This window comes from Sphingobacterium puteale, from assembly GCF_050986225.1.
Lineage (GTDB): Bacteria > Bacteroidota > Bacteroidia > Sphingobacteriales > Sphingobacteriaceae > Sphingobacterium > Sphingobacterium puteale.
On the sequence record NZ_CP158959.1, the window covers coordinates 2893112 to 2913922 of the forward strand.

18 protein-coding genes are annotated in these 20811 nt (G+C 41.8%); 9 read left to right on the plus strand and 9 right to left on the minus strand.

Features of this window, described 5'->3' with window-relative positions:
- The first annotated feature begins 1 nt into the window (after nt 1).
- Together ABTV71_RS12135 and ABTV71_RS12140 are read left to right on the plus strand one after the other, a co-directional pair.
- A complete protein-coding gene (locus ABTV71_RS12135) occupies nt 2-1306 on the plus strand; it encodes an ammonium transporter (RefSeq protein WP_121124565.1) in 1305 nt (434 codons plus the stop codon).
- A 119-nt stretch (nt 1307-1425) separates the two neighbouring features.
- Nucleotides 1426-1731: a hypothetical protein gene (locus tag ABTV71_RS12140; protein ID WP_121124566.1), complete on the plus strand. Its 306-nt coding sequence runs from the start codon at nt 1426-1428 to the stop codon at nt 1729-1731.
- On the opposite strand, the gene ABTV71_RS12145 is transcribed toward ABTV71_RS12140, so the two are convergent.
- On the minus strand, nt 1728-2264 hold the full coding sequence (locus ABTV71_RS12145) for a lipocalin family protein (RefSeq protein WP_245971336.1): 537 nt from the start codon (nt 2262-2264) through the stop codon (nt 1728-1730). The genes ABTV71_RS12140 and ABTV71_RS12145 overlap by 4 nt on opposite strands.
- A 100-nt stretch (nt 2265-2364) precedes the next feature.
- Here ABTV71_RS12145 and ABTV71_RS12150 point away from each other — a divergent pair, with 100 nt between their 5' ends.
- The 3 genes from ABTV71_RS12150 (at nt 2365) to ABTV71_RS12160 (ending at nt 5562) form a co-directional block, all read left to right on the plus strand.
- Nucleotides 2365-2826 carry a DUF4268 domain-containing protein gene (locus ABTV71_RS12150; RefSeq protein ID WP_121124567.1) on the plus strand — a complete coding sequence of 154 codons (462 nt, stop codon included), beginning with the start codon at nt 2365-2367 and terminating at the stop codon, nt 2824-2826.
- Between the two features lie 22 nt (nt 2827-2848).
- A complete protein-coding gene (locus ABTV71_RS12155; protein WP_121124869.1) occupies nt 2849-3643 on the plus strand; it encodes a S1/P1 nuclease in 795 nt (264 codons plus the stop codon).
- 128 nt (nt 3644-3771) lie between these two features.
- Entirely contained in the window at nt 3772-5562 is a 1791-nt protein-coding gene (locus ABTV71_RS12160; RefSeq protein ID WP_433903356.1) for an ABC transporter ATP-binding protein, read from the plus strand.
- Nucleotides 5563-5580: 18 nt separating this feature from the next.
- On the opposite strand, the gene ABTV71_RS12165 is transcribed toward ABTV71_RS12160, so the two are convergent.
- The gene (locus ABTV71_RS12165; RefSeq protein ID WP_433903358.1) at nt 5581-6519 is read right to left on the minus strand and encodes a DMT family transporter; all 939 of its coding nucleotides are present in this window, start codon (nt 6517-6519) and stop codon (nt 5581-5583) included.
- A 174-nt stretch (nt 6520-6693) separates the two neighbouring features.
- On the opposite strand from ABTV71_RS12165, the gene fabV reads away from it, so the two are divergent.
- On the plus strand, nt 6694-7896 hold the full coding sequence (fabV, locus tag ABTV71_RS12170) for an enoyl-ACP reductase FabV (RefSeq protein WP_121124570.1): 1203 nt from the start codon (nt 6694-6696) through the stop codon (nt 7894-7896).
- A 68-nt stretch (nt 7897-7964) separates the two neighbouring features.
- Here fabV and ABTV71_RS12175 read toward each other — a convergent pair whose 3' ends face one another.
- A complete protein-coding gene (locus ABTV71_RS12175) occupies nt 7965-9149 on the minus strand; it encodes an MFS transporter (protein WP_121124571.1) in 1185 nt (394 codons plus the stop codon).
- Nucleotides 9150-9202: 53 nt separating this feature from the next.
- Nucleotides 9203-9454, minus strand: coding sequence for a hypothetical protein (locus tag ABTV71_RS12180; protein WP_433903359.1), 252 nt, complete (start codon nt 9452-9454; stop codon nt 9203-9205).
- A 200-nt stretch (nt 9455-9654) separates the two neighbouring features.
- Here ABTV71_RS12180 and ABTV71_RS12185 point away from each other — a divergent pair, with 200 nt between their 5' ends.
- Together ABTV71_RS12185 and ABTV71_RS12190 are read left to right on the plus strand one after the other, a co-directional pair.
- Complete coding sequence (locus tag ABTV71_RS12185; RefSeq protein ID WP_108631909.1) at nt 9655-10065, plus strand: OsmC family protein; 411 nt, start codon at nt 9655-9657, stop codon at nt 10063-10065.
- Nucleotides 10066-10272: 207 nt separating this feature from the next.
- Complete coding sequence (locus ABTV71_RS12190) at nt 10273-10707, plus strand: FKBP-type peptidyl-prolyl cis-trans isomerase (protein ID WP_220700071.1); 435 nt, start codon at nt 10273-10275, stop codon at nt 10705-10707.
- Nucleotides 10708-11552: 845 nt separating this feature from the next.
- Here ABTV71_RS12190 and ABTV71_RS12195 read toward each other — a convergent pair.
- From ABTV71_RS12195 to ABTV71_RS12210, 4 genes are all read right to left on the minus strand, one after another.
- Nucleotides 11553-12725 carry a tetratricopeptide repeat protein gene (locus tag ABTV71_RS12195; protein ID WP_121124575.1) on the minus strand — a complete coding sequence of 391 codons (1173 nt, stop codon included), beginning with the start codon at nt 12723-12725 and terminating at the stop codon, nt 11553-11555.
- Between the two features lie 2 nt (nt 12726-12727).
- Nucleotides 12728-13828: a tetratricopeptide repeat protein gene (locus ABTV71_RS12200; RefSeq protein WP_121124576.1), complete on the minus strand. Its 1101-nt coding sequence runs from the start codon at nt 13826-13828 to the stop codon at nt 12728-12730.
- Nucleotides 13829-13833: 5 nt separating this feature from the next.
- Nucleotides 13834-16401: a DNA gyrase subunit A gene (gene gyrA / locus ABTV71_RS12205; protein ID WP_433903360.1), complete on the minus strand. Its 2568-nt coding sequence runs from the start codon at nt 16399-16401 to the stop codon at nt 13834-13836.
- A 163-nt stretch (nt 16402-16564) separates the two neighbouring features.
- Nucleotides 16565-18664 (minus strand): heavy metal translocating P-type ATPase, encoded by a 2100-nt coding sequence (locus tag ABTV71_RS12210; protein WP_433903361.1) that lies wholly within the window; start codon nt 18662-18664, stop codon nt 16565-16567.
- Between the two features lie 177 nt (nt 18665-18841).
- Between ABTV71_RS12210 and ABTV71_RS12215 the strand changes: the two genes are divergently transcribed.
- Nucleotides 18842-19684 carry a mechanosensitive ion channel family protein gene (locus ABTV71_RS12215; protein ID WP_121124579.1) on the plus strand — a complete coding sequence of 281 codons (843 nt, stop codon included), beginning with the start codon at nt 18842-18844 and terminating at the stop codon, nt 19682-19684.
- On the opposite strand, the gene coaA is transcribed toward ABTV71_RS12215, so the two are convergent.
- A complete protein-coding gene (coaA, locus tag ABTV71_RS12220) occupies nt 19681-20640 on the minus strand; it encodes a type I pantothenate kinase (RefSeq protein WP_121124580.1) in 960 nt (319 codons plus the stop codon). The two genes, ABTV71_RS12215 and coaA, sit on opposite strands and share 4 nt — an antisense overlap.
- Nucleotides 20641-20811: the final 171 nt, after the last annotated feature.

Consider the following 20811-nt stretch of genomic DNA (forward strand, 5'->3'; position numbering starts at 1 on the left):
AATGAAAAAAATTATTCCACTCTTTGTTCTGGTACTTTTGGGCGTATTAGGACTTGTATTTCCTTCGATAGATTTATCTGCATTGGATAAAGCAGAGTTTGACACGGGGGATACTGCCTGGTTATTGACTTCTTCAGCATTGGTGTTGATTATGACGCCCGGCTTGGCATTTTTTTACGGGGGAATGGTCAGTAAAAAGAATGTGATCTCGACGATGATGCAGAGTTTTATCTGTATGTGTCTTATGACGATCCTATGGGTTATTGTTGGATTCAGTTTAGCCTTTGGCGATGATATCGGCGGAATTATAGGTGATCCACGCACCTTCTTTATGATGAAAGGTACCTTAGGGAATGTCGCTTGGGGTGCATTACCGACCATACCATTGGTCTTATTCGCCATGTTTCAGCTGAAGTTTGCGATCATTACGCCTGCACTCATTACCGGTGCATTTGCTGAGCGTATCCGGTTTAACTCTTATATGTTGTTTATTATCTTGTTCGGTGTCTTTATTTATATGCCATTGGCGCATGCTACTTGGCATCCGGAAGGAATTTTAGCAAAATTCGGCGTACTTGATTTTGCCGGCGGCACTGTCGTGCATATGTCAGCAGGCTGGGCGGCATTGGCTGCTGCAATTTATTTAAAAGGCCGTAAATCACAGACACATAATCCAGCGCGTATAAGTTATGTAATCTTAGGAACTGCCTTGTTGTGGTTCGGTTGGTTCGGATTTAATGCGGGTTCGGCCGGCGGTGCAAACTCGCTAGCAGCTTATGCCTTTGCAACCACAACTACAGCATCGGCTATGGCGGCAATGGCGTGGATATTTGTGGATATTATCCGCGGTAAAAAACCATCCGCAATGGGGGCATGTATCGGTGCAGTTGTAGGACTGGTAGCAATTACGCCAGCAGCAGGATTTGTGAGCATTCCTCACGCCATGGTCATTGGATTAGTCGCTGCATTGATTAGTAATCTAGTTGTCTACTTAAGAAGCAAAACCAGCATCGACGATACGTTGGATGTATTTCCTTGTCATGGTGTAGGTGGTATGGTAGGAATGGTGCTCACCGGAGTATTTGCACACCATAATGTAAATCCATTGGTTGTTGACAATGGCTTGTTTTTTGGTGAAACGAAATTATTCTTTGTACATACGGTAGCCTTGTTTGCAGTATCATTCTTTGCTTTCGTAGGCTCTTTGGTATTATTAAAAGTAACGGATCTGATTTCTCCTTTACGTGTAGAAGAGACAGACGAGGAACTTGGTTTGGACGTTTCTCAGCACGCTGAGGCACTTTAATTGTTACGGTCAGAATCGTTTAATCATCCCAAACAATGCTTTTCACAAGGCATTGTTTGGGATTTTTTTTGCACCTTTGCCCAACAGAGCGGATATGCTGCACTATTTTAGTTTTTGTTATGAAAGATACAACAAAAGAAACCTTACGTTCGGATTTTGAGAAAATGATGCGTCATGCTTTACAAAAAAATGGTGATTTTGGTTTCCATATATTTGGTGACTATGCTGCGTCAGTACTCAATTTCTATGTTGGAAGCTCCATCTTAGGGTTAGCTGAAAAGCGTGAAGCAGCACTATTTCTCGCAAGCTTGTATAATACAGGAATCAATAATGTAATCAATCAGCAGGACCTTCAGGAGATCGCAGATGTTTTAGCCCAGGATCCAACGCTCAATTATCAGGTGCTCGCGCCAATTTTTGATTAATGCTTTGTCCAGACCAGATTGCCGGTTTCGTAGCCGCATTGTAAGGCATAAGTAAGAAATTCATTTCTGATCTTATCCGGAATCTCGGTATTTCTGCCCAGAATCCACATGTAATCGAGGTTGTCTCCAAATACAAGGGCATAGCTGTAGTCGGGCGTTATTTTTACAATATGATAGCCACTGTAGAATGGGCCAAAAAAGGATACTTTCAATGCGCCTTCGTGAGGACCGTTGACAAATTTAGCTTTTCCGATAGACTGCTTCCAGCGTTCTTTTTCTTCCGAGTAACCTTGATTATTGACGCGGATTGTTCCATCTTTATTCTTGGTGTACTCTGCCGAAACCTGACTGAGCCCTTTTTCCCAGCGAAAGTCCAGCCGGGCAATTTCAAACCATTTTCCGAGGTATTTATCTAAATCAAAAGGGTCTACTACATCCGGACGGGAGATGACGGGCTTTAACGCATTATATGCCACCGTCCCCAATGCCACAGCGGTCAGCAATAAGAGCGATTTTTTTTTGTCTATATTCATCTTTTGGAGTTGTTTGTTGATAAAACAACAATTTTAATACCAATATGGTTTAGGCATACCGCGCTATTTTCTTAATTTTGTTGACTTAAAAATTGTATTTGTGTATTCTAGAGAAGAGGTAAAGCAATTAAAACAGCTATTCTGGACCAAATTTGGACAATACATGTCCCTACATTCAGCTGCAGACGGCGAAAAGGTCAGTTGGATGAACTATAAAACCGGTGTTAAGCATTTGTATTTTAAGATGGATGCTGATAATAATACTGCGAAAATAGCAATTATCTGGTCACATACCGATGCCGGAATCCGTGCATTGATGGCCGAGCAATTTCTGCAGTACAAAAATCTGCTTCATGATATTTTGGGCGAAGAATGGGAATGGGATATGGACAGTTGTGACGAATATGGAAAACCGATCTGTCAGATCTACAGGACACTGGAAGGCCATAGTATTTTTAAGGAAGAGGAATGGGGAGAACTGATTGCTTTCTTTAAACCACGGATGATTGCGCTGGATGAGTTCTGGTCTTCGGCAAAATATGCGTTCGATATCTTTAAATAATTACAATAAAATAAATATAGCAATGAAAAAAGTGATTAAGGGTCTGTTGGCTGTAGCTTTATGCCTTCAACTTTCATCGGTATATGCCTGGGGGACCATTGGGCATCGTGTTGTCGCAGAAATTGCGGAGCGTCATTTGAACAAAAAAGCAAAGAAGAATATCGGAAAAATCATTGGACAGCAAAAGCTGGCATATTGGGCGAATTGGGGAGATTTTATCAAGTCGGATCCCAATCCTGAATTTAAGAAATTGGGAAATTCACATTTTATAAATCTAAATTCAAATCTGCCATGGGCAGAGTTTCAACAGGGACTTGAACGTTCGGCTGATGAGAATTTATACAAAACGGCCATCCGTATCGAGCAATCTTTTGCAGATAAAAACATTTCGCTGGATCAGCAGAAACAGAATCTCTATTTCTTAATCCATATTCTGGGGGATGCCCATCAGCCCATGCATGTCAGTCGTGCCGAAGACCAAGGGGGAAATAAGATTGAGGTAAGCTGGTTTGGAAAAAAATCCAATATTCACCGTGTATGGGATAGTGATTTGGTAGACAATGAAAAATATAGCTATACTGAATATGCAACTGTATTGGATGTCAACGGAAAAAAGGAAAATGAACAATTGGCCGCCGGGGAGTTGTCTAATTGGCTATACGAATCAAATCAGCTTGCTGAGAAAATTTATGCCGACGTAGCAAACAATGCGAATTTGTCGTATTCGTATGTTTATCAAAATAAAGATACGATGGAACAATGTTTATTAAAAGGTGGTTTACGCTTAGCTAAGGTGCTAAACCGTATTTTTGGATAGTCCAAAATAAATATGCTGCCTAAGTCGTGCCATGAACCATGGTACGACTTTTTTTGTGACAGGATTCCGTTTATTTTTAAACAAATCACGATGCTTATTTGTTATTTGCTCATTGTAAATCTTTCTTCATGACCATTCCACAGCTCTTTAAAAAAATTATTCCCTTTGCCCGTCCTTACCGTAAATTGATTGTTTATACCTTGCTTTTGACTGTAGTTGGATCATTCGCTGCGCAGATCAATGCTTTTATTTTGCGGTATACGGTAGATACCATCAACGCTTTGATGGTGGCCAAAGAGCCGCTTTCTAAGGGAATGTATATTGTCGGGATCATCAGTGCGGTTTTGTTGCTTAAGGAAATTGTTTACGCATTGGTGCAGTTCGGACAAAAATTTTATGGCGAGAAACTTCGGATTTATATTGCACGTGATTTTTCGCAGGCTATTGTTAGCCGGATTTTGACCTATAAGCTTGCTTTTTACACCTCCACGGATAATGAAAGCGGAAAGCTGGCAACACGTATCGACGCAGGCATCAGCTCACTAACACGTTTGGTACAGAATTTCTTTATCGATATTCTTCCCTTGTTTGCCAATGCCATCATTGCACTGAGCTGCATGTTCTATGCTAACGTATACGTTGGACTGGTGGGGCTGGCGGTTATCCCGTTGTACCTTTATATCAGTCAGACGCAGGCCTATAAATTAACAGGTTTTAGGCGGCAGATGCGCAAATACCGCGAATCAAAAAATAATCGGATCATCGGTCTGATTGACTCCATTCTCGTTATTAAATCTTTTGTCCGAGAACCCGAAGAAGCGAAACGGCATGAAAAGATTCAATACGAAATGACTGAAAACCAAATGGAAACCCGTAAAACGAGCTTTTTTTACGATAGCATAAAAAATTTTGTGGAGCAGATCGCGGTTGTAATTATTATCGTCCTGACCGCCTATCTCGTGCTATCCGGTCAGATTACGATTGGAGCGATTATGTTTCATATTATGCTATTTAACAATGTTTCGGCACCGATCCGGCAGTTGCACCGTATTTATGATGAGGTCAATGATGCCCTAATCTATTCAGAATCCTTTTTTGAGATTCTCGAGTCCAATGATCAGATTGAATCAAAAGGGACTTATCGACCGGAACAAATCCGAGGACATTTGGAATTGCGGAATGTCTTCTTTGCGTACCCCAACGGGACACAGGCTTTAAGAGACGTTAGCTTTGCCATTAAACCCAATGAAATTACGGCCCTTGTCGGATTAAGCGGTGCCGGTAAAAGTACGATTATCAATTTGTTGGATAAATTTTATGAGCCGACACGGGGCCAGATTTTACTGGATGGTGTTGATCTTGCGGATTACGATACCGCATTCCTCAGGCAGCATATCGGCATGGTGCTGCAGCGCAATCATATATTTAAAGGAACAATTTTTGAAAATATTGAATATGGCAAGATGGGAAGTTCGCCTGAGGAGATCGTGGAAGCCGCAAAGAAAGCCTATATCCATCAGCAGATCATGGAATTGCCAAAAGGATATGAGACGGATGCACAATCGCTTTCTGGTGGACAGCAACAGCGCATTGCCATCGCACGGCTGTTTCTGAAAAATCCACCCATTATTTTTCTGGATGAGCCTACTGCAAATCTGGATGCGATTGCTACGGAGCAGATTAAAAATAGCCTGGATGCGATTAAGAAAGATCGTACAGTGATTATCGTGTCACACAGCATTTCTCAGATAATAGACTCCAATGCGATTGTTGTCATGGAGAAAGGTCACGTTGTCGAGCAGGGGAAACATGAAGACCTCTACATGGCGAAAGGTACCTACCATGAGATTTTTTCGGCCATGGCCAATAGTCTTAATTTAAGCAAGATCAGTAAGACTTTACAGGCAGATGAAAATTAATAGCGCTGTTCTCGCCTTTTAATTCGAGCGACTATGCAAGATCATTCCAATGACGACCAGACCAATCCCCATGCAGGAATAGCTATTTGGAAGCGCGGCATGTAATAAAATGATTTCACCCAGTAGCGTAAAGATGACTTCCATCGCTTGCGTCGCTTCTATTGCCGCGAGTGCCTTGGGGTCGGTGCGTACGATATCCGTCGCGCTAAAGAACAGAAGCGTGGCAATTACACCCGAAAAGATGGCAACCAGCAAGGTCTGTAACAGCTGACTTTCCGTTGGAAGGCCATTATCTATATAACCAAAGATGCTGAGCAGGATCCAAAAAGGCATGCTACATAAGGTCATGCCCAGCGTTCGTTGGAAAGCATCCAATTTGTTCCCCGCGATTTGCATCATTTTACGGTTGCCCAAAGGATAGGCAATTGCTCCGATCAGTACTGGAATCGTGCCCAATAACATGGATTTGAAGGAAGTAGCCTGTGCTTCGGAGATTTGCATCAGTACAATTCCCAGAAAAATAATGATCGAGAAGAGGAGTGAAGCTTTGGATATTCCTTTTCGATGCCCTTTTTTCTCCAGTAAAGGGCCTATAAACATCCCGGCGATAATGGTGAATTCAAAGGTGCTGGCAACTAACCAGGAGGGACCGAAGCTCGCACCAAATGTCAGCGTGGCATAAAATACACCAAAACCTGTGGTGCTCCACAGCAGCCATTGCAGCAGATTGGATTTGATCGCATGGAAGAGCGGTGCTAAGTTGCCCCGTACAGATACGATAACCAACAGGATAGGAAGCATCCATAGGAATCGTAAGGCTGCTGTCCATTGCCAGCTTCCTCCCGAAACAGCCATGATACGGTTGAGAACAAAAGTACTTGCGAAAAATAATGCGGCTAATATTCCTAAAAAAAGTGCCGTATTTTTATTGTTTTTTATTGTAAATTGGAAGGACATAAATAAAATGAATGCGGTGTCTATTTCGTATGGTGAATTCGTATGGTGAAAGTACGCAAATGGCCGTTTAATCGGAAATGAAACAAAAAGTAATTGATTTTTATGGCAATTTTCTCATTTAAAATTCCTTATTTTGCCTAATCAATAAAACAAGTAGTAAGAAAATTAATCAAGATGATTATACAACCAAGAACTAGAGGTTTTATTTGTTTAACCTCGCATCCACAAGGGGCTGCGCAAAACATTAAAAATCAAATTGAATACGTGAAATCAAAGGGTGAGATCGCGAATGGTCCAAAGAAAGTTCTCGTCATAGGTGCTTCAACAGGATTTGGTATTGCGTCTCGGATTTCTGCAGCATTTGGTTCTGGAGCTGCTACGATCGGTGTATTTTTTGAAAAACCTGCGGCAGAAGGTAAACCGGGGACCGCTGGTTGGTACAATTCTGCCGCTTTTGAAAAAGAAGCCCATGAAGCCGGATTATACGCCAAAAGTATCAATGGTGATGCATTTTCAGATGACATAAAAAAACAGACCATTGAATTGATCAAAAAGGATCTGGGACAGGTGGATTTAGTGGTTTATAGTTTAGCATCTCCACGTCGTACGCATCCGAAAACAGGTGTTGCACATGCTTCAGTTTTAAAACCTATTCAGGAGCCTTTTACCAATAAAACGGTAGACTTTCACACAGGCGTTGTGTCGGATATCACGATCCAACCTATAGAAAATAATGAGGATATCGCGAATACGGTTGCTGTAATGGGTGGGGAAGACTGGAAATTTTGGATCGAAGATCTGAAAGCTGCCGGCGTTTTGGCTGATGGTGCAAAAACAGTTGCTTACTCTTATATCGGGCCAGAACTGACTTATCCGATCTACCGTAACGGAACAATTGGCCGCGCGAAGGACGATTTGGAAGGTACTGTGCCTGCTATCAATGCGATCTTAAGTGATCTGCACGGTGTGGCTTACGTTTCGGTTAACAAAGCATTGGTGACACAGTCCAGTTCCGCGATCCCAGTAGTGCCTTTGTACATTTCCCTATTGTATAAGGTGATGAAAGAAAAAGGAATCCACGAAGGTACAATCGAACAGATGCAACGTTTGTTTGCAGAGCGCCTTTATACTGCTGATGGCAATGTATTGCTTGATGATAAAGGCCGAATCCGTGTTGACGACCTGGAGATGCGTGCAGATGTTCAGGCGGAAGTTGCTGCATTATGGAAGAAAGCAACTACAGAAAATTTGGAAGAAATCTCCGATATTGAAGGTTACCGGAATGAATTTTTCAATTTATTTGGTTTTAACTTCGATGGTATAGATTACAACGCAGATACCAATGAGGTCGTTGCTGTACCAAGTATCGAAAGCTAATCCAAGATATATGTTATAAAAAAGGCTAACCCAATTGGGTTAGCCTTTTTTGTCGGTGCCGGTCATCATCAGGCAAGCTTTGTCCTTCGATTGTATAATAAATTTCCTACGACTGCAAAACCGATGGATACCATGATGGCACTGAAAGGGTAGATACCCGTCATACCGACATTGTTGGCAATGAAACCGATCAGCGGGCCAGTAATGCCCAGGGAAATATCGATAAATAGTCCGTAGGCAGCTAATGCTGAACCCTGTTGATTCTGGTGAACCCTTTTGATTGCCTCCACACCGAGAGCCGGAAAAACAAGTGAAAATCCCAGTCCCGTCAGTGCGGCTCCAACAAGTGTCCAAAAGGGGTGGAGGGCCAGGGCGATAACCATTAGACCAAATGTTTCGACAAAAAGACTAATTAAGGCCACTTTTAGACCGCCATAGTGATCAATTACTTTATTGAATACAAGTCTCGTCAGAATAAAGAAAATACCAAAGACCGTCAAACAAGCCGCACCATTCTGCCAATTGAAGTGCTCATAATATAACGTCATAAAGGTGGAAATACTCCCAAAACCAAGGCCGCCTAAGGCCAGGCAAATTCCGAATGGAGCCACAGTAAGAAGCACTCGCCTGAAACTGACAGCGACTGTTTTTTTGCTGATTACCTGATAAGGCGTTTTTGATCTGCTGTAAAGATAGCCCAGGATCCCTATTAAACAGGTGAGTATTCCCAGCGATTCATAATTTATATGGTCAACCATAAGTACGCCCAATGGTGCTCCGAGGGCAAGTGCGCCATAGCTCGCAATCCCATTAAACGATATAGCCTTGGCTGCGTGTTCATCTCCGAGTTCCAATAAAGCCCAGTTGATGGGACTGGCTCCGACCAGCCCCTCGCCAATACCGGTGAATAGCCGGGTGACCAGCAATACACCTAAACTAATCAAGGGTTGCGACCGGAATAAAAAGACCAGCAAGAGTAAAATTCCCGAGAGCGCAAAAAAGAGCATACTGCGCAGGACGGACACTTTTGGACCTTTGGTGTCCACGATTTTGCCGGCATAACCCCGAAGTAAAAAGGTGGCAATGTATTGTACACTGATAACCAGTCCGGCGACAATTGTATTAAACCCTAGAATTTGATGGATAAAAATAGGTAAGGTCGCAAGTGATAAGCCAATCGTGAAATAACCAAGGAAAGTTAAAGATACATAGCCTAAAATCTTTTTATTGACCTCGAGAAGAGAAATTGTCATTTTAAAAAATTTTAGGCAAAAATACTTGTTTATCCTTGCTTTTGAAAATATAGTTAGTACACGACTGTCTCTTTAATCTCACAATTTTTATCGAGCCATTCCTGATCGAATTGTTTCGGTGAGACCTTTTTACCCTGATAGATATAATAGATTTTTTCGGATTCTCCTTTTACCGGCGGTCCTGGGATTTTGTTGACAATTTTCTCTTCAGGACATTCCCGGATAAGTGCCTGCTGGCTGCGCTGAGAGGTTTTGCAAGAGGTAAATGCTGCTGTTAGGATGAGGAGATACGCTAATTTATTCATGAGTTTAGTTTTATTATATTGAATAACGAGACTTTATTCGGATGTGCGACATGATTTTGCGGAATAAAACACAACTTTTTATACTGTTGTTTGTTCAATAAAAAGGAGGGAGCCGGAGGATGAATGATAAGATTTTATCGCGAAGTTTTGAAGATCAGAATAGTATTCATTAATAATCATATAACAACAAAAGAGTAATCATGAGAAGAAAAGCAACAGCCCTATGGAACGGGAACCTAAAAGAAGGTAAAGGGAATTTAACAACAGACAGCACCGTATTGGACCATACCCAATATTCATTTTCAACACGATTTGAGGATGGTGTGGGTACCAATCCGGAAGAGTTGTTGGCCGCTGCGCATGCCGGATGTTTTACCATGCAGCTTAGCGCATTTTTAACCGAAGCCGGGTTTTCTCCCGATGAACTCAAAACCGTATCGACCATTGTTTTTGAAAATGGCGCAATTGTCCGTTCTGAATTGGAACTGACGGCGAAAGTGCCATCCATTGATGAATCGGAATTTCAGGCACTCGCTCAAAAAGCAAAAGAGAATTGTCCCGTAAGCAAAGCATTTAGCTTCGAAAAAACGTTACAGGCTACTTTGGTATAAAGACGCCAGAATAAAGATGGTTTAACGACCATAGCAATGCAGTGATGTTTTAGGATTTCCTAAAACATCACTGCATTTTTTTGTTAAAAAAATAAAAAGCCGTTACTTTGGTCTCTGATCAGTCTATTGTATACCGCATACCGGTAAACTTCGCGGGTATGTATAAACCCAGCTGATCGCGGTAAGGGAAAGTTAAACGAAATTATTTTGGTACAAAAAAAGAAAAGTAAGCTAAATACTACGGCGTTACTTGAAAAGAATAGGACGGAAGGTCTCGTATTTCTCGCCGAGAATGCGACTAAAGACGGTGTGATCGCCTGCCAGTCGGGTTTACAGTATAAAATATTGACAGAAGGTGCGGGCAAGATTCCGACGAAGGCTTCCAAGATCATTTGTCATTACAAGGGTGAACTGTTGGACGGAACGGTATTTGATAGCTCCTATAAACGTAAACGTCCGGAAACATTTTATATCAACGAACTTATCCGTGGCTGGCAAGAAGCAATGTGCATGATGCCTGTGGGATCGATATGGCAAGTGTATCTTCCACCGCATTTGGCTTACGGCAAGGAAGAGCTGTTGCCACGAAAAGGCGGAGAGTGTACCTTGGTTTTTCAGATTGAGCTAATTGCGATTCTGTGAGGAGTTATTGAAAAGATGACTATGAGCTAAATGCGTAGCTTCGCACCGAATTTTGAGCCTGCCCGAATTTTTATGATAGGAACTGCTTCGTACAAAAAAGTATGAAGATAAAAGGGGTAAAATTGTACCAAAATGCAAAAAGCACAAAATTCGGTTTGGCACAATTTTACCCCTAAAATTTATTGATTTGTGATAAAATATTTGCTAAAATCGCTATTTTAGATATCCTCAAGGCGGATTTTAATCACGTTTATTTTCTAGGTTAATCTTAAGGGAAAAGTAAATTCCCTTAAGGAGTTTTTGGATTTCCCTAAGAGGACGGAGCATTCCCCCCTGGGAAAAGTAAATTCCCTTAAGGAGTTTTTGGATTTCCCTAAGAGGACGGAGCATTCCCCCCTGGGAAAAGTAAATTCCCTTAGGAAGTTTTTGGATTCCCCTAAGGGGATGGAGCATTCCCCCCTGGGAAAAGTAAATTCTCCTTAGTGTATTTTGGATTCCCCTAAGGGGACGGAGCGTTCCCCACTGGGAAAAGTAAATTCTCCTTAGTGTATTTGGAATTCCCTAAGGGGAGGGAGCGTTCCCCACTGGGAAAAGTAAATTCCCTTAAGGAGTTTTTGGATTCTCCTAAGGGGGCGGAGCATTTCCCCCTGGGAAAAGTAAATTCCCTTAAGGAGTTTTTGGATTCCCCTAAGGGGATGGAGCGCTCCCTACTGGGAAAAGTAAATTCTCCTTAGTGTATTTGGAATTCCCTCACGGAAATGTTGCAGTTCCTTCGGGGAAAATCAAAAAAAAATCCCCGGAAAAACCGAGGATTTTATCTATTTTAGAAGAATTTACTCCAGTTATTATTGCAATTCTTTGATTTTCGCATTGATCTCAGTTGTCTTAGCTTCGTCCTGCATGAAAACATAATAGTTTTTAAGATTTGTTAAAGCGTCTGCATTTTTCGGCTGTAGGGCAACCGCTTTTTCCAAATAAGGCAATACAGATTTCAATTCTGCCTTGATCTTATCTACTTCGGCGTTATATTGCGCCTGCGTCAATTTTCTGTTGTTGTTTACGACATTAAGTTTTTCACGTGTTTTGTTCATCAACGTGATCGCTAAATTTGTATTGGCTTCAAAGAAGTTCGGATCGATTTCCAATGCTTTCTTATAAGCCGCAATTGCCGCTTCGTCATTTTTTGCGGATGACTGTGCAATTCCTAAATAATAGTTCAAACTTTTGTTTGAAGGATCTTTCGCCAATTGAGCAGTGATAGCATCAATAGTTTCTTTTTCGTGACCTGTAATCAGATTCAATTCGATATTTTGCGTCATTGCCGCATTGTCATCGGGATAAGCTTCAGCAGCTTTCTTCGCGTACTCCAAAGCAGAAGTGGTGTCTTTCACATTTAAATACAATTTAGGTAGATCGACCATAATTGTTTTATGTGAAGAAAAGTCTTTTCTAGGGATCAGTTCTTTGTAACGCTCGATTGCATTTTTATAATCCTTGTTGGACAATGCTGCTACACCGCTGTAGTAAGTCACCAATGTGTCTCCGGGAAGGTAAGTCAATGCTTTGGTGAATGAATTATAAGAATCGGCATATTTCTGTGCCTGATACTCTTCGGCACCGATATTGAAGTTATATTGTCCAAGAATTTGCTCAGCCACAGTGATGTTCGCTTTGTTGGCGCCATCAGTATCCAATTGTTTTGCTTTGGCAATACCATCTTCTGCTAATTTTGCCAGTTCACTGGATTTATCTATAGTTGATAGATTTGCGTTAACGAGAGCATAAACTGTCCAAGCCTCTGCATTATCTTTTGTTTTTTCGTTGATAACAGCAGCGTCGATGGCTTCTTTTGCTGATTTAAGATTAGGCAGGCCTAATTGAGCAGTACCGGCTTCTTTTAATTCCTGAAATTTTGCAAGACCAGTTTTTGCCTTTTTTACGTTACCCGTTTGGGCGAAAGAAACTGATGTAGATACAGTACCTATTGCCGCTAATAATAATAGAGATTTTAAATTCATATCTATTTAACTGTTAATTGATTCAATAATAAATTTACCCTGTCCAGTTGTGAAGCATCATCCATAAGTGTATAATATTTTGCCAGTGCCTTCAAGGCATTCACATCATAGGGTTTGATCTCGTTTGCTTTTAATAGATATTCGACCGTTAAATCCTGAATATCTTGATTCGTCGGATCTTTTAATAGCGTTTCAAGATTAATTAAGCCTAATGCCAAATTAGATTCATAGTTGTTTGGATCTAACCGCAATACATTATTATAATACTCTTTTGCTTTTTTTAGATCATTTGCATTTTCGTAAGAATAGCCGGCAATGTAATTTAATTCAACATTTTCAGGCTCCAGACGAATGGCATCAGCAATCACATTCAATATGGCATCATACGAACTGTTGGCTGAATATACATCGATCAATCTAAAAAGTATCTGCTTATTCTCAGGGAATACAGCATGTCCTTTCTCTAAAACGTTTAAGACATCCTGTTTAGTACCTCCCAGACTATAAATTTGTGCTAATTCCAGAAAGTAGCCCGGCTTAGGGTTTTCACCTTTAATGAGTTCATCATAATATTTGATGGAATTCATATAATCTTTGTTTTTTCCGGCGAGTACCGCAAGATTATATTTTAGGTCGCTATTTTTGAAACCGAGCGAGTCTATGCGGAGGTAAGCCTGGTATGCTTTATCAAACTTTCCGTCCTTTAAAGCAGCACCGCCTTGATAGGAGATGGCACCAGCAAGATTTTGACGGATATAATCCATCTCAGCCGGAAAATTTCGACGTGCTTTTTTCGCATCCAGCAATTTTAATGATTTGATGGATATGTCGATAGGGTCAAGTTTATACTGCTGTTTTCGAGTTGAATCCGCAACTGCCAGTGAGCTATACACCAACGCCCTCAGAAGGTTGTTGTTGACAGATGCCGAATCTTTTTTGGATTGGAACGCAGCATCTGCAAACTTTCTGGCGTTTTCAAGATTTTTAAAATCGCCAGTTTTGGTATATAAAGCAAAACTGTTGCTGCCCTCTTTTAAATTTGATTGGGCAGCAACAGTTAAACTACTTGCAGATATGAACAATGATATCAGTAAGTTTTTCATTCAGTTTATTCTTCGTTTGAATCTATATTTTCTCCAGAAGTTAATCCTTCATTATCCGCTTCTGTTGAATTTTCATCGCCAGACTCTTCATCCGATTCTTCTTCGCGATCTACTTTTGTGATCGAAGCGATCTCGTCGTTGTCTTTCAGGTTAATGAGTCTTACTCCTTGTGTTGCACGGCCCATTACACGCAATTCTTCTACAGCTATCCGGATAACAATACCTGATTTATTGATGATCATAAGGTCTTCTGCGTCTGTAACGCCTTTTATAGCAACCAATTCACCTGTTTTATCAGTGACATTGATTGTTTTGACACCCTTACCACCACGATTTGTGACCCGGTAATCTTCGATATCCGTACGTTTTCCGTAGCCTTTCTCCGAGACCACCAACACCGTTGTTTCTGAATCATTGACACTAATCATGCCAATCACCTCATCACTTTCGGAAGATAGGGTAATACCACGAACACCTGTTGCTGTACGGCCCATTGGGCGGACGGTAGACTCATTAAAGCGAATTGCTCTTCCTGAGCGCAGTGCCATCACAATTTCGCTACTTCCTGTCGTCAAACAAGCTTCGATCAATTGATCACCGTCGTTGATGTTGATTGCATTGATACCATTTGCTCTCGGGCGGGAATAGGCTTCCAAAGACGTTTTCTTGATGGTACCTTTTTTAGTACACATGATAATGAAGTTGTTTTCCAGGTATTCCTGGTCTTTCAGGTTCTTCACTAAGATAAAGGCCTTAATTTTCTCTTCTTTCGGTACATTAATGATGTTTTGAAGTGCACGGCCACGCGAAGTACGGCTTCCTTCAGGAATCTCAAATGCACGCAACCAGAAACAGCGACCTGCTTCTGTAAATAGGAGCATGTAGTTGTGCGCCGAGGCTGTAATGATGTGCTCAGTGAAATCCTCTTCACGCGTGTTTGTTCCGATTGATCCTCGGCCACCACGACCTTGACGTTTATATTCGGATAACGGCGTACGTTTTACATAGCTGTTATGGGAGATTGTGATCACGATTTCTTCGTCATCAATAAAGTCTTCCATACGCATGTCTTCGGCAGAATGAACAATCTGCGACCTACGTTCGTCACCATATTTTTCTTTGATCTCAATTAACTCATCTTTGATGATCTTCATGCGGAGCTCTTCGTCTGCCAATACAGATTTCAAATAGTCAATTGTTTTCATCAATTCAGCATATTCTTCTTTGATCTTATCACGTTCCAGTCCTGTCAGACGACGCAAAGTCATATCCAAAATAGCACGGGCCTGCAGATCGGATAGACCGAATTGCTCCATCAATCCAACACGTGCATCTTCAGGCGTATCGGAGTTACGGATTAATTTGATGACTTCATCCAAATGATCCAAGGCGATCAAGTATCCTTCTAAGATATGCGCACGTTTTTCAGCTTCCGCCAATTCGTAACGTGTACGTCTGACAATAACATCGTGTCTATGTTCAACAAACTCACGAATCATATCTTTTAGATTCATCAGTACAGGTCTTCCTTTAACTAAGGCGATATTATTGACTGAAAAAGAAGTTTGTAGCGCTGTATATTTGAATAGATTGTTTAAAACAACATTGGCGTTGGCATCACGTTTAATGTCATAAACGACACGCATACCAGTGCGGTCAGACTCATCGCGGATTGCCGAAATACCTTCCAATTTCTTTTCATTGACCAAATCTGCAGTACGTTCGATCATATTAGCCTTATTCACCTGGTAAGGGATTTCGGTCACAATAATCTGTTCTTTTCCGGACTTGGTGGTTTCAATTTCGGCTTTAGCACGCATGACAATACGGCCACGGCCCGTATTACAAGCATCCTGAACTCCTGCATACCCGTAGATCAATGCTCCCGTAGGGAAGTCAGGGCCTTTGATATGTTGCATCAACTCGGGGACTTCGATATCACGGTTGTCGATGAAAGCTATTGTACCGTCGATTACTTCCGAGAGGTTGTGCGGGGCCATATTGGTTGCCATACCTACGGCGATACCCGACGCTCCATTGACCAGGAGGTTAGGGATACGTGTTGGCAATACGGTAGGCTCTTGCAAAGAGTCGTCAAAGTTATTTTGGAAATCAACAGTGTCTTTGTTGATATCGGATAGCATTTCTTCGGCGATCTTCTTTAATCTCGCCTCTGTATAACGCATTGCCGCAGGAGGGTCACCGTCAATGGAACCGTAGTTACCTTGGCCATCCACCAGCGGGTAGCGCAAACTCCAATCTTGAGCCATACGAACCATGGTGTCGTAAACGGAGGAATCACCATGTGGGTGATATTTACCTAATACGTCACCAACGATACGGGCAGACTTTTTATAAGGTTTACCACTGGTAACCCCTAAGTCCAACATACCATAAAGAACACGTCTGTGTACAGGCTTCATGCCGTCACGTGCATCAGGAAGAGCCCGGGATACAATGACAGACATGGAGTAGTCAATGTAAGCAGACTTCATCTGATCCTCGATATTGATTGGGATAATCCGGTCGTTTGCCGGAACAAGATTGTTGTCGTTTTCTGTTTCTTCAGCCATATGAATTTGGTTTCAATAAAACTAGTAAGCAAGCCCTTTTAATTGGCTTGCTACGCATGCGAAGTTACAAAAATTTAACCTCAAAAGCGAATGAATTGAACCCTAATATACACAAAAAAGACAATCTTTTATGGATTGTCTTGGTACCTATGCCGTATCGTTTTTATTTCAATTTTTTAAAGCACAGGCGGATCGAATTACTGATGACAATGAGATCGGAGAAGGCCATACTTAAAGCCGCCAGCATCGGGCCTAAGAATCCTGCTGCTGCCAATGGGATCGCGATAATATTATAGGCAAATGCCCAAAAAAGATTCTGCTTGATAGTCAGTAAGGTGTGATGGCCTATCTGCAGCAGCTTTTCGATAGATTTCAGATCACTATTCAGCAGAATGACTTTTGCAGACTGAATGGCAATATGTGTTGCGTCGCCGAGTGAAATACCGACATCAGCTGCCGTAAGGGCAGGAGCATCGTTAATGCCGTCGCCTACCATTGCTGTAGCGGCCGTTTTTTTGAGATCCGAAAGAATTGCCAATTTTTCGCTGGGTGATTTTTCCCAGTAAACATCCGCTATACCAAGTTTTTGGGCCACCCGTTCACATTTACTTTGTCGATCACCGCTCAATAGGATAGGCCGGATCCCTTTATCTTTTAGGTACTGTACAAGTTCCTTTGCATAGGGCTTGATCTGATCTTCCAGCACGATACCTGCAATGACAACTTCATTGATGGTCAGCGTCAGGTCGTACCTGTTGGAATAATCTTTCCTGCCAATTTTTGCATTACAGATGGAATAGCTGTTTCCATTGGTGTCCGTGGCAAATATTCCCTGTCCTTTTATTTCGTTGACTTCTTTGAATATAATGCGGTATGACTTGATCTCCTTGAGATGCTTGCGGATAGATTGGGCAATCGGGTGGCTGGAATAACTTTCCAGCTGCGCAATGATCGACTCCACCTGCGATTGCGCTATACCAAAGGTCTGAATGGCTTTGATATTAAAATCGCCGGTTGTTAGCGTTCCCGTTTTATCAAAAACGATCTGTTTGATTTCTGACAGTTCTTCGATTGTGCTGCCGCCCTTGATAAGGATGCCCTGTTTAGCTGCCCGCCCCAGACCGACCATCACTGCCGTGGGTGTGGCCAGGCCCATCGCACAGGGACAGGAGACCACAAGTGTCGCAATGGCATTCATCAATGCCTGCTGTAGCGGCAACTGGGCAATAAAGTAGGCGATAAAAAAAGTGAAAAATGCGATCATGACAACAATAGGTACAAAATAGGCCGCCACTTTATCTCCAAATTTTTGAATGGGCGGCTTTTTGCTCTGCGCGTCTTTAATTAATTGAATGATCTGATATAAAACGCTTTTAGACCCCACTTTAGTGGCCGAAATCCGGATATTGCCGGCGCTCAGCAATGTGCCGCCGATCACGGCATCATATTTTGTTTTTTCGACCGGGAGACTCTCGCCCGTCAGCATGGATTCGTCGATCCAGGCATGGCCATCCAGAATATCTCCGTCCACAGGAATCAGGCTTCCCGTGTTCACTTTCAGAATATCCCCGGATCTGATCTCTTTTGCCCTAATTTCAATTTCGTTATCACCTTCAATTTTAATCGCTTTAATATCTTGGTATTTAACCAGATCTTTGATGGCAGATGTGGTTTTGGTAACAGCTCGTTTTTCAAGTACATTACCCATAAAGACTAAGGTAATAATCGTCGCACAGGTTTCGTAAAACTGATAATCGTGCCCCAGCTGATAATAACTACCAATAGCACTGTAGACAAACGCCGCAGTAGATCCGACAAAAATAAGCACATCCATGTTGGGCATTTTATTCCATAGCGAACGCAGGGCGCTATTACCAAAGTAGAGACAACCGACAAGATAAACCGGTGTACAAAAAGCCAACTGTATATAGGGATCGTGGAGCAAGGGGAGAGTCACAAACATATGGCTCCATAGCGGAATGGTAAAAAGTAGGCAGATCAAAAATTTGAATTCAACTGACTTCCAAAAGCTTACTTTGCTGTCTTTATCCTGAATGACTTTATAGCCCAATGACTCGATACCTTTAACAAGCTGCGGAACCTGATCCTGGGGGATAGCGGAGAACTTTACTTCATCTGAAGCGAAATCAACGTAGATCTCCTTAGCGCCCTTGTCTTCTAGGTATTTATGGATTGAAATAGCACAATTTGTGCAGTGCATTCCGGTTACGTTGAGTTCAGTTTGCACGTTGGATTCCTTCATTTAATAGCATGTAATGTCTTTAGGCAAAGATAGGTATTTCCTGATAATGCTCTTTACGTAAAGTAAAATTGTTTAGTTTCATGACTGCTTTAGCTCTACTGTACAGGAAAAAAAATCTTCAGCACCGTGGAGAAAACGATAAATTTGTTTTTATTTGCAAATCATCAATGTTTAAAAATGACAAAATCTATTTCCTTTATCATACGGATTATTCTACTCGTTGCATTGACGGCTTCATTTGTACAATTCGAGTCTTTTTACAGGCAGCGGGAGGTCATTCTGAACATGGCTTACGGCCTGAATACTTTTCTGACGGCCAGTGTACTGATTTCGATCGGTCATTTTATCCTTGTCAAGCTTTACAACAGCCGCAATGAACACCAGGTTGTCCGCGGTAACTTCGTACTGGGGATCACACGTGTGGCAACTGTGGGAAATGTGTTTTTTATCATTGTTAGTTTGATGATTGCGGTCGGTATCAACCCGAAAGATTTTATAACCAGCATGACGATTGTGGCGATGGCCATCGCAGTTATCTTCAGGGAATATATCACCAATATGATATCGGGCCTGATCATTATGTTTTCGGATCAATTTTCCGTGGGTGATCGCATTAAAATAGGGGAATACCAAGGTAAAATCGTCGACATTACGCTGGCCAATCTCGTTGTCCGGGACGAGGATGATGATGCGGTCATGATCCCTAACAACTTGGTGTTTACGGCCACTCTGGTCAATAAAACATCGCAGAAATCCAATAAAATTGTCGTAAAATTTGAATTGCCGATAGATCGTGCCGTGCCTGTAGAAGTGCTAGAAGAATACTTTAATCCCTTATTTCAGCATAATTCCAATCTGGATCATGGTCAAGGATTTACGGTGAAAATAGCTGACTTAGCCAAAGACTATGTAAAATATAAAGTAGAGGTCAGCACGATATCCTCAAGTAACCGGATCCACCAGCAGGTGCAGAGCAAGATTCTGAATGAGGTTCTTCAATTTAAGGGAGCGGTCAGTTAGATCTTTCTGACTTTCACATTCTTGACAAAATGGTGGCTGCCTTTTTCCAAGATAAGATCGGCGCGATAGCGGGTCGGTAAGATATTCTTGATCAGGTTTGGCTTATTAATCTCATTCCAGATATTGACGGCCATCGCATTACTTTCTTCGGGTGACATATCTGCATATTTATGGAAAAATGAAGCCGGATTCTGAAAGGCTGTCGCCCGTAGGGATTCAAACCTGTTGGTATACCACTCGATGAGGTTTTTCTCACTGGCATGTACATAGATCGAATAATCGAAAAAGTCGGAAACGAAGACACTATGTCCTTTGCGGGGTCGTTGTGAATTGACCTGTAACACGTTGATTCCTTCGACGATTAAGATGTCCGGTTGTTCAATGATCTGGTGCTGATCATCGGGTAATACATCGTAAACCAAATGGCTGTAAACCGGAACCATGATTTTAGGTGCTCCGGATTTAACCGCAGAAAGGAAATGGATCAGGCGTTTGGCATCATAGCTTTCCGGAAATCCTTTGCGGTTTAGAATTCCTTTTTCGATCAGTTGTTGATTGGGATGGAGAAAACCATCCGTGGTCACCAGATCCACCTTTGGTTTTGAAGGCAGCATACTCAGTACCCGTTGCAACACCCTGGCCGTGGTACTTTTTCCTACAGCGACGGAGCCCGCAATACCGATGATATAAGGTAATTTGCTTTCTTCTTTTCCAAAAAAACGATTTGTCCGCTGATGCAGGCTTTGGAAACGGTCAATGTGAATTTCCAGCAAATGGCTCAGAGGAAAATAGACTTCTTCGATTTCTTGGTTTGTCAATGGCTCGTTGAGCGCATGCAGGCTCTCAAGATCTTCGGAACTGAAGTTGTGCAATACCTTTCCATTTAGATTTTTCCAGTCTTCCCGTTTAATTGATCTAAAAGGAGAGTCAATTGCTATTTGTGGATCCAATTGCATCGAATTGCTATTTTTATTGAACGTTTAAATGTTGTTGATGTCCTGCTTATTTTTTGCTGTTACAGCGCACTTTTCAACTATTCAGCGGCATACAAGAACCTTCATTTTCTTTTACTGCAATTGGCAGGTATTGTTGTGCGAAGATTTTTTGTGCGGACAAATATAATTAGT

Bases quoted from the DNA above. Each gene is read 5' to 3' on its own strand.
- ABTV71_RS12135 (WP_121124565.1), top strand. From the start codon at position 2: ATGAAAAAAATTATTCCACTCTTTGTTCTGGTACTTTTGGGCGTATTA.
- ABTV71_RS12140 (WP_121124566.1), top strand. From the start codon at position 1,426: ATGAAAGATACAACAAAAGAAACCTTACGTTCGGATTTTGAGAAAATG.
- ABTV71_RS12145 (WP_245971336.1), bottom strand. From the start codon at position 2,264: ATGAATATAGACAAAAAAAAATCGCTCTTATTGCTGACCGCTGTGGCA.
- ABTV71_RS12155 (WP_121124869.1), top strand. From the start codon at position 2,849: ATGAAAAAAGTGATTAAGGGTCTGTTGGCTGTAGCTTTATGCCTTCAA.
- ABTV71_RS12160 (WP_433903356.1), top strand. From the start codon at position 3,772: ATGACCATTCCACAGCTCTTTAAAAAAATTATTCCCTTTGCCCGTCCT.
- ABTV71_RS12165 (WP_433903358.1), bottom strand. From the start codon at position 6,519: ATGTCCTTCCAATTTACAATAAAAAACAATAAAAATACGGCACTTTTT.
- fabV (WP_121124570.1), top strand. From the start codon at position 6,694: ATGATTATACAACCAAGAACTAGAGGTTTTATTTGTTTAACCTCGCAT.
- ABTV71_RS12175 (WP_121124571.1), bottom strand. From the start codon at position 9,149: ATGACAATTTCTCTTCTCGAGGTCAATAAAAAGATTTTAGGCTATGTA.
- ABTV71_RS12180 (WP_433903359.1), bottom strand. From the start codon at position 9,454: ATGAATAAATTAGCGTATCTCCTCATCCTAACAGCAGCATTTACCTCT.
- ABTV71_RS12185 (WP_108631909.1), top strand. From the start codon at position 9,655: ATGAGAAGAAAAGCAACAGCCCTATGGAACGGGAACCTAAAAGAAGGT.
- ABTV71_RS12195 (WP_121124575.1), bottom strand. From the start codon at position 12,725: ATGAATTTAAAATCTCTATTATTATTAGCGGCAATAGGTACTGTATCT.
- ABTV71_RS12200 (WP_121124576.1), bottom strand. From the start codon at position 13,828: ATGAAAAACTTACTGATATCATTGTTCATATCTGCAAGTAGTTTAACT.
- gyrA (WP_433903360.1), bottom strand. From the start codon at position 16,401: ATGGCTGAAGAAACAGAAAACGACAACAATCTTGTTCCGGCAAACGAC.
- ABTV71_RS12210 (WP_433903361.1), bottom strand. From the start codon at position 18,664: ATGAAGGAATCCAACGTGCAAACTGAACTCAACGTAACCGGAATGCAC.
- ABTV71_RS12215 (WP_121124579.1), top strand. From the start codon at position 18,842: ATGACAAAATCTATTTCCTTTATCATACGGATTATTCTACTCGTTGCA.
- coaA (WP_121124580.1), bottom strand. From the start codon at position 20,640: ATGCAATTGGATCCACAAATAGCAATTGACTCTCCTTTTAGATCAATT.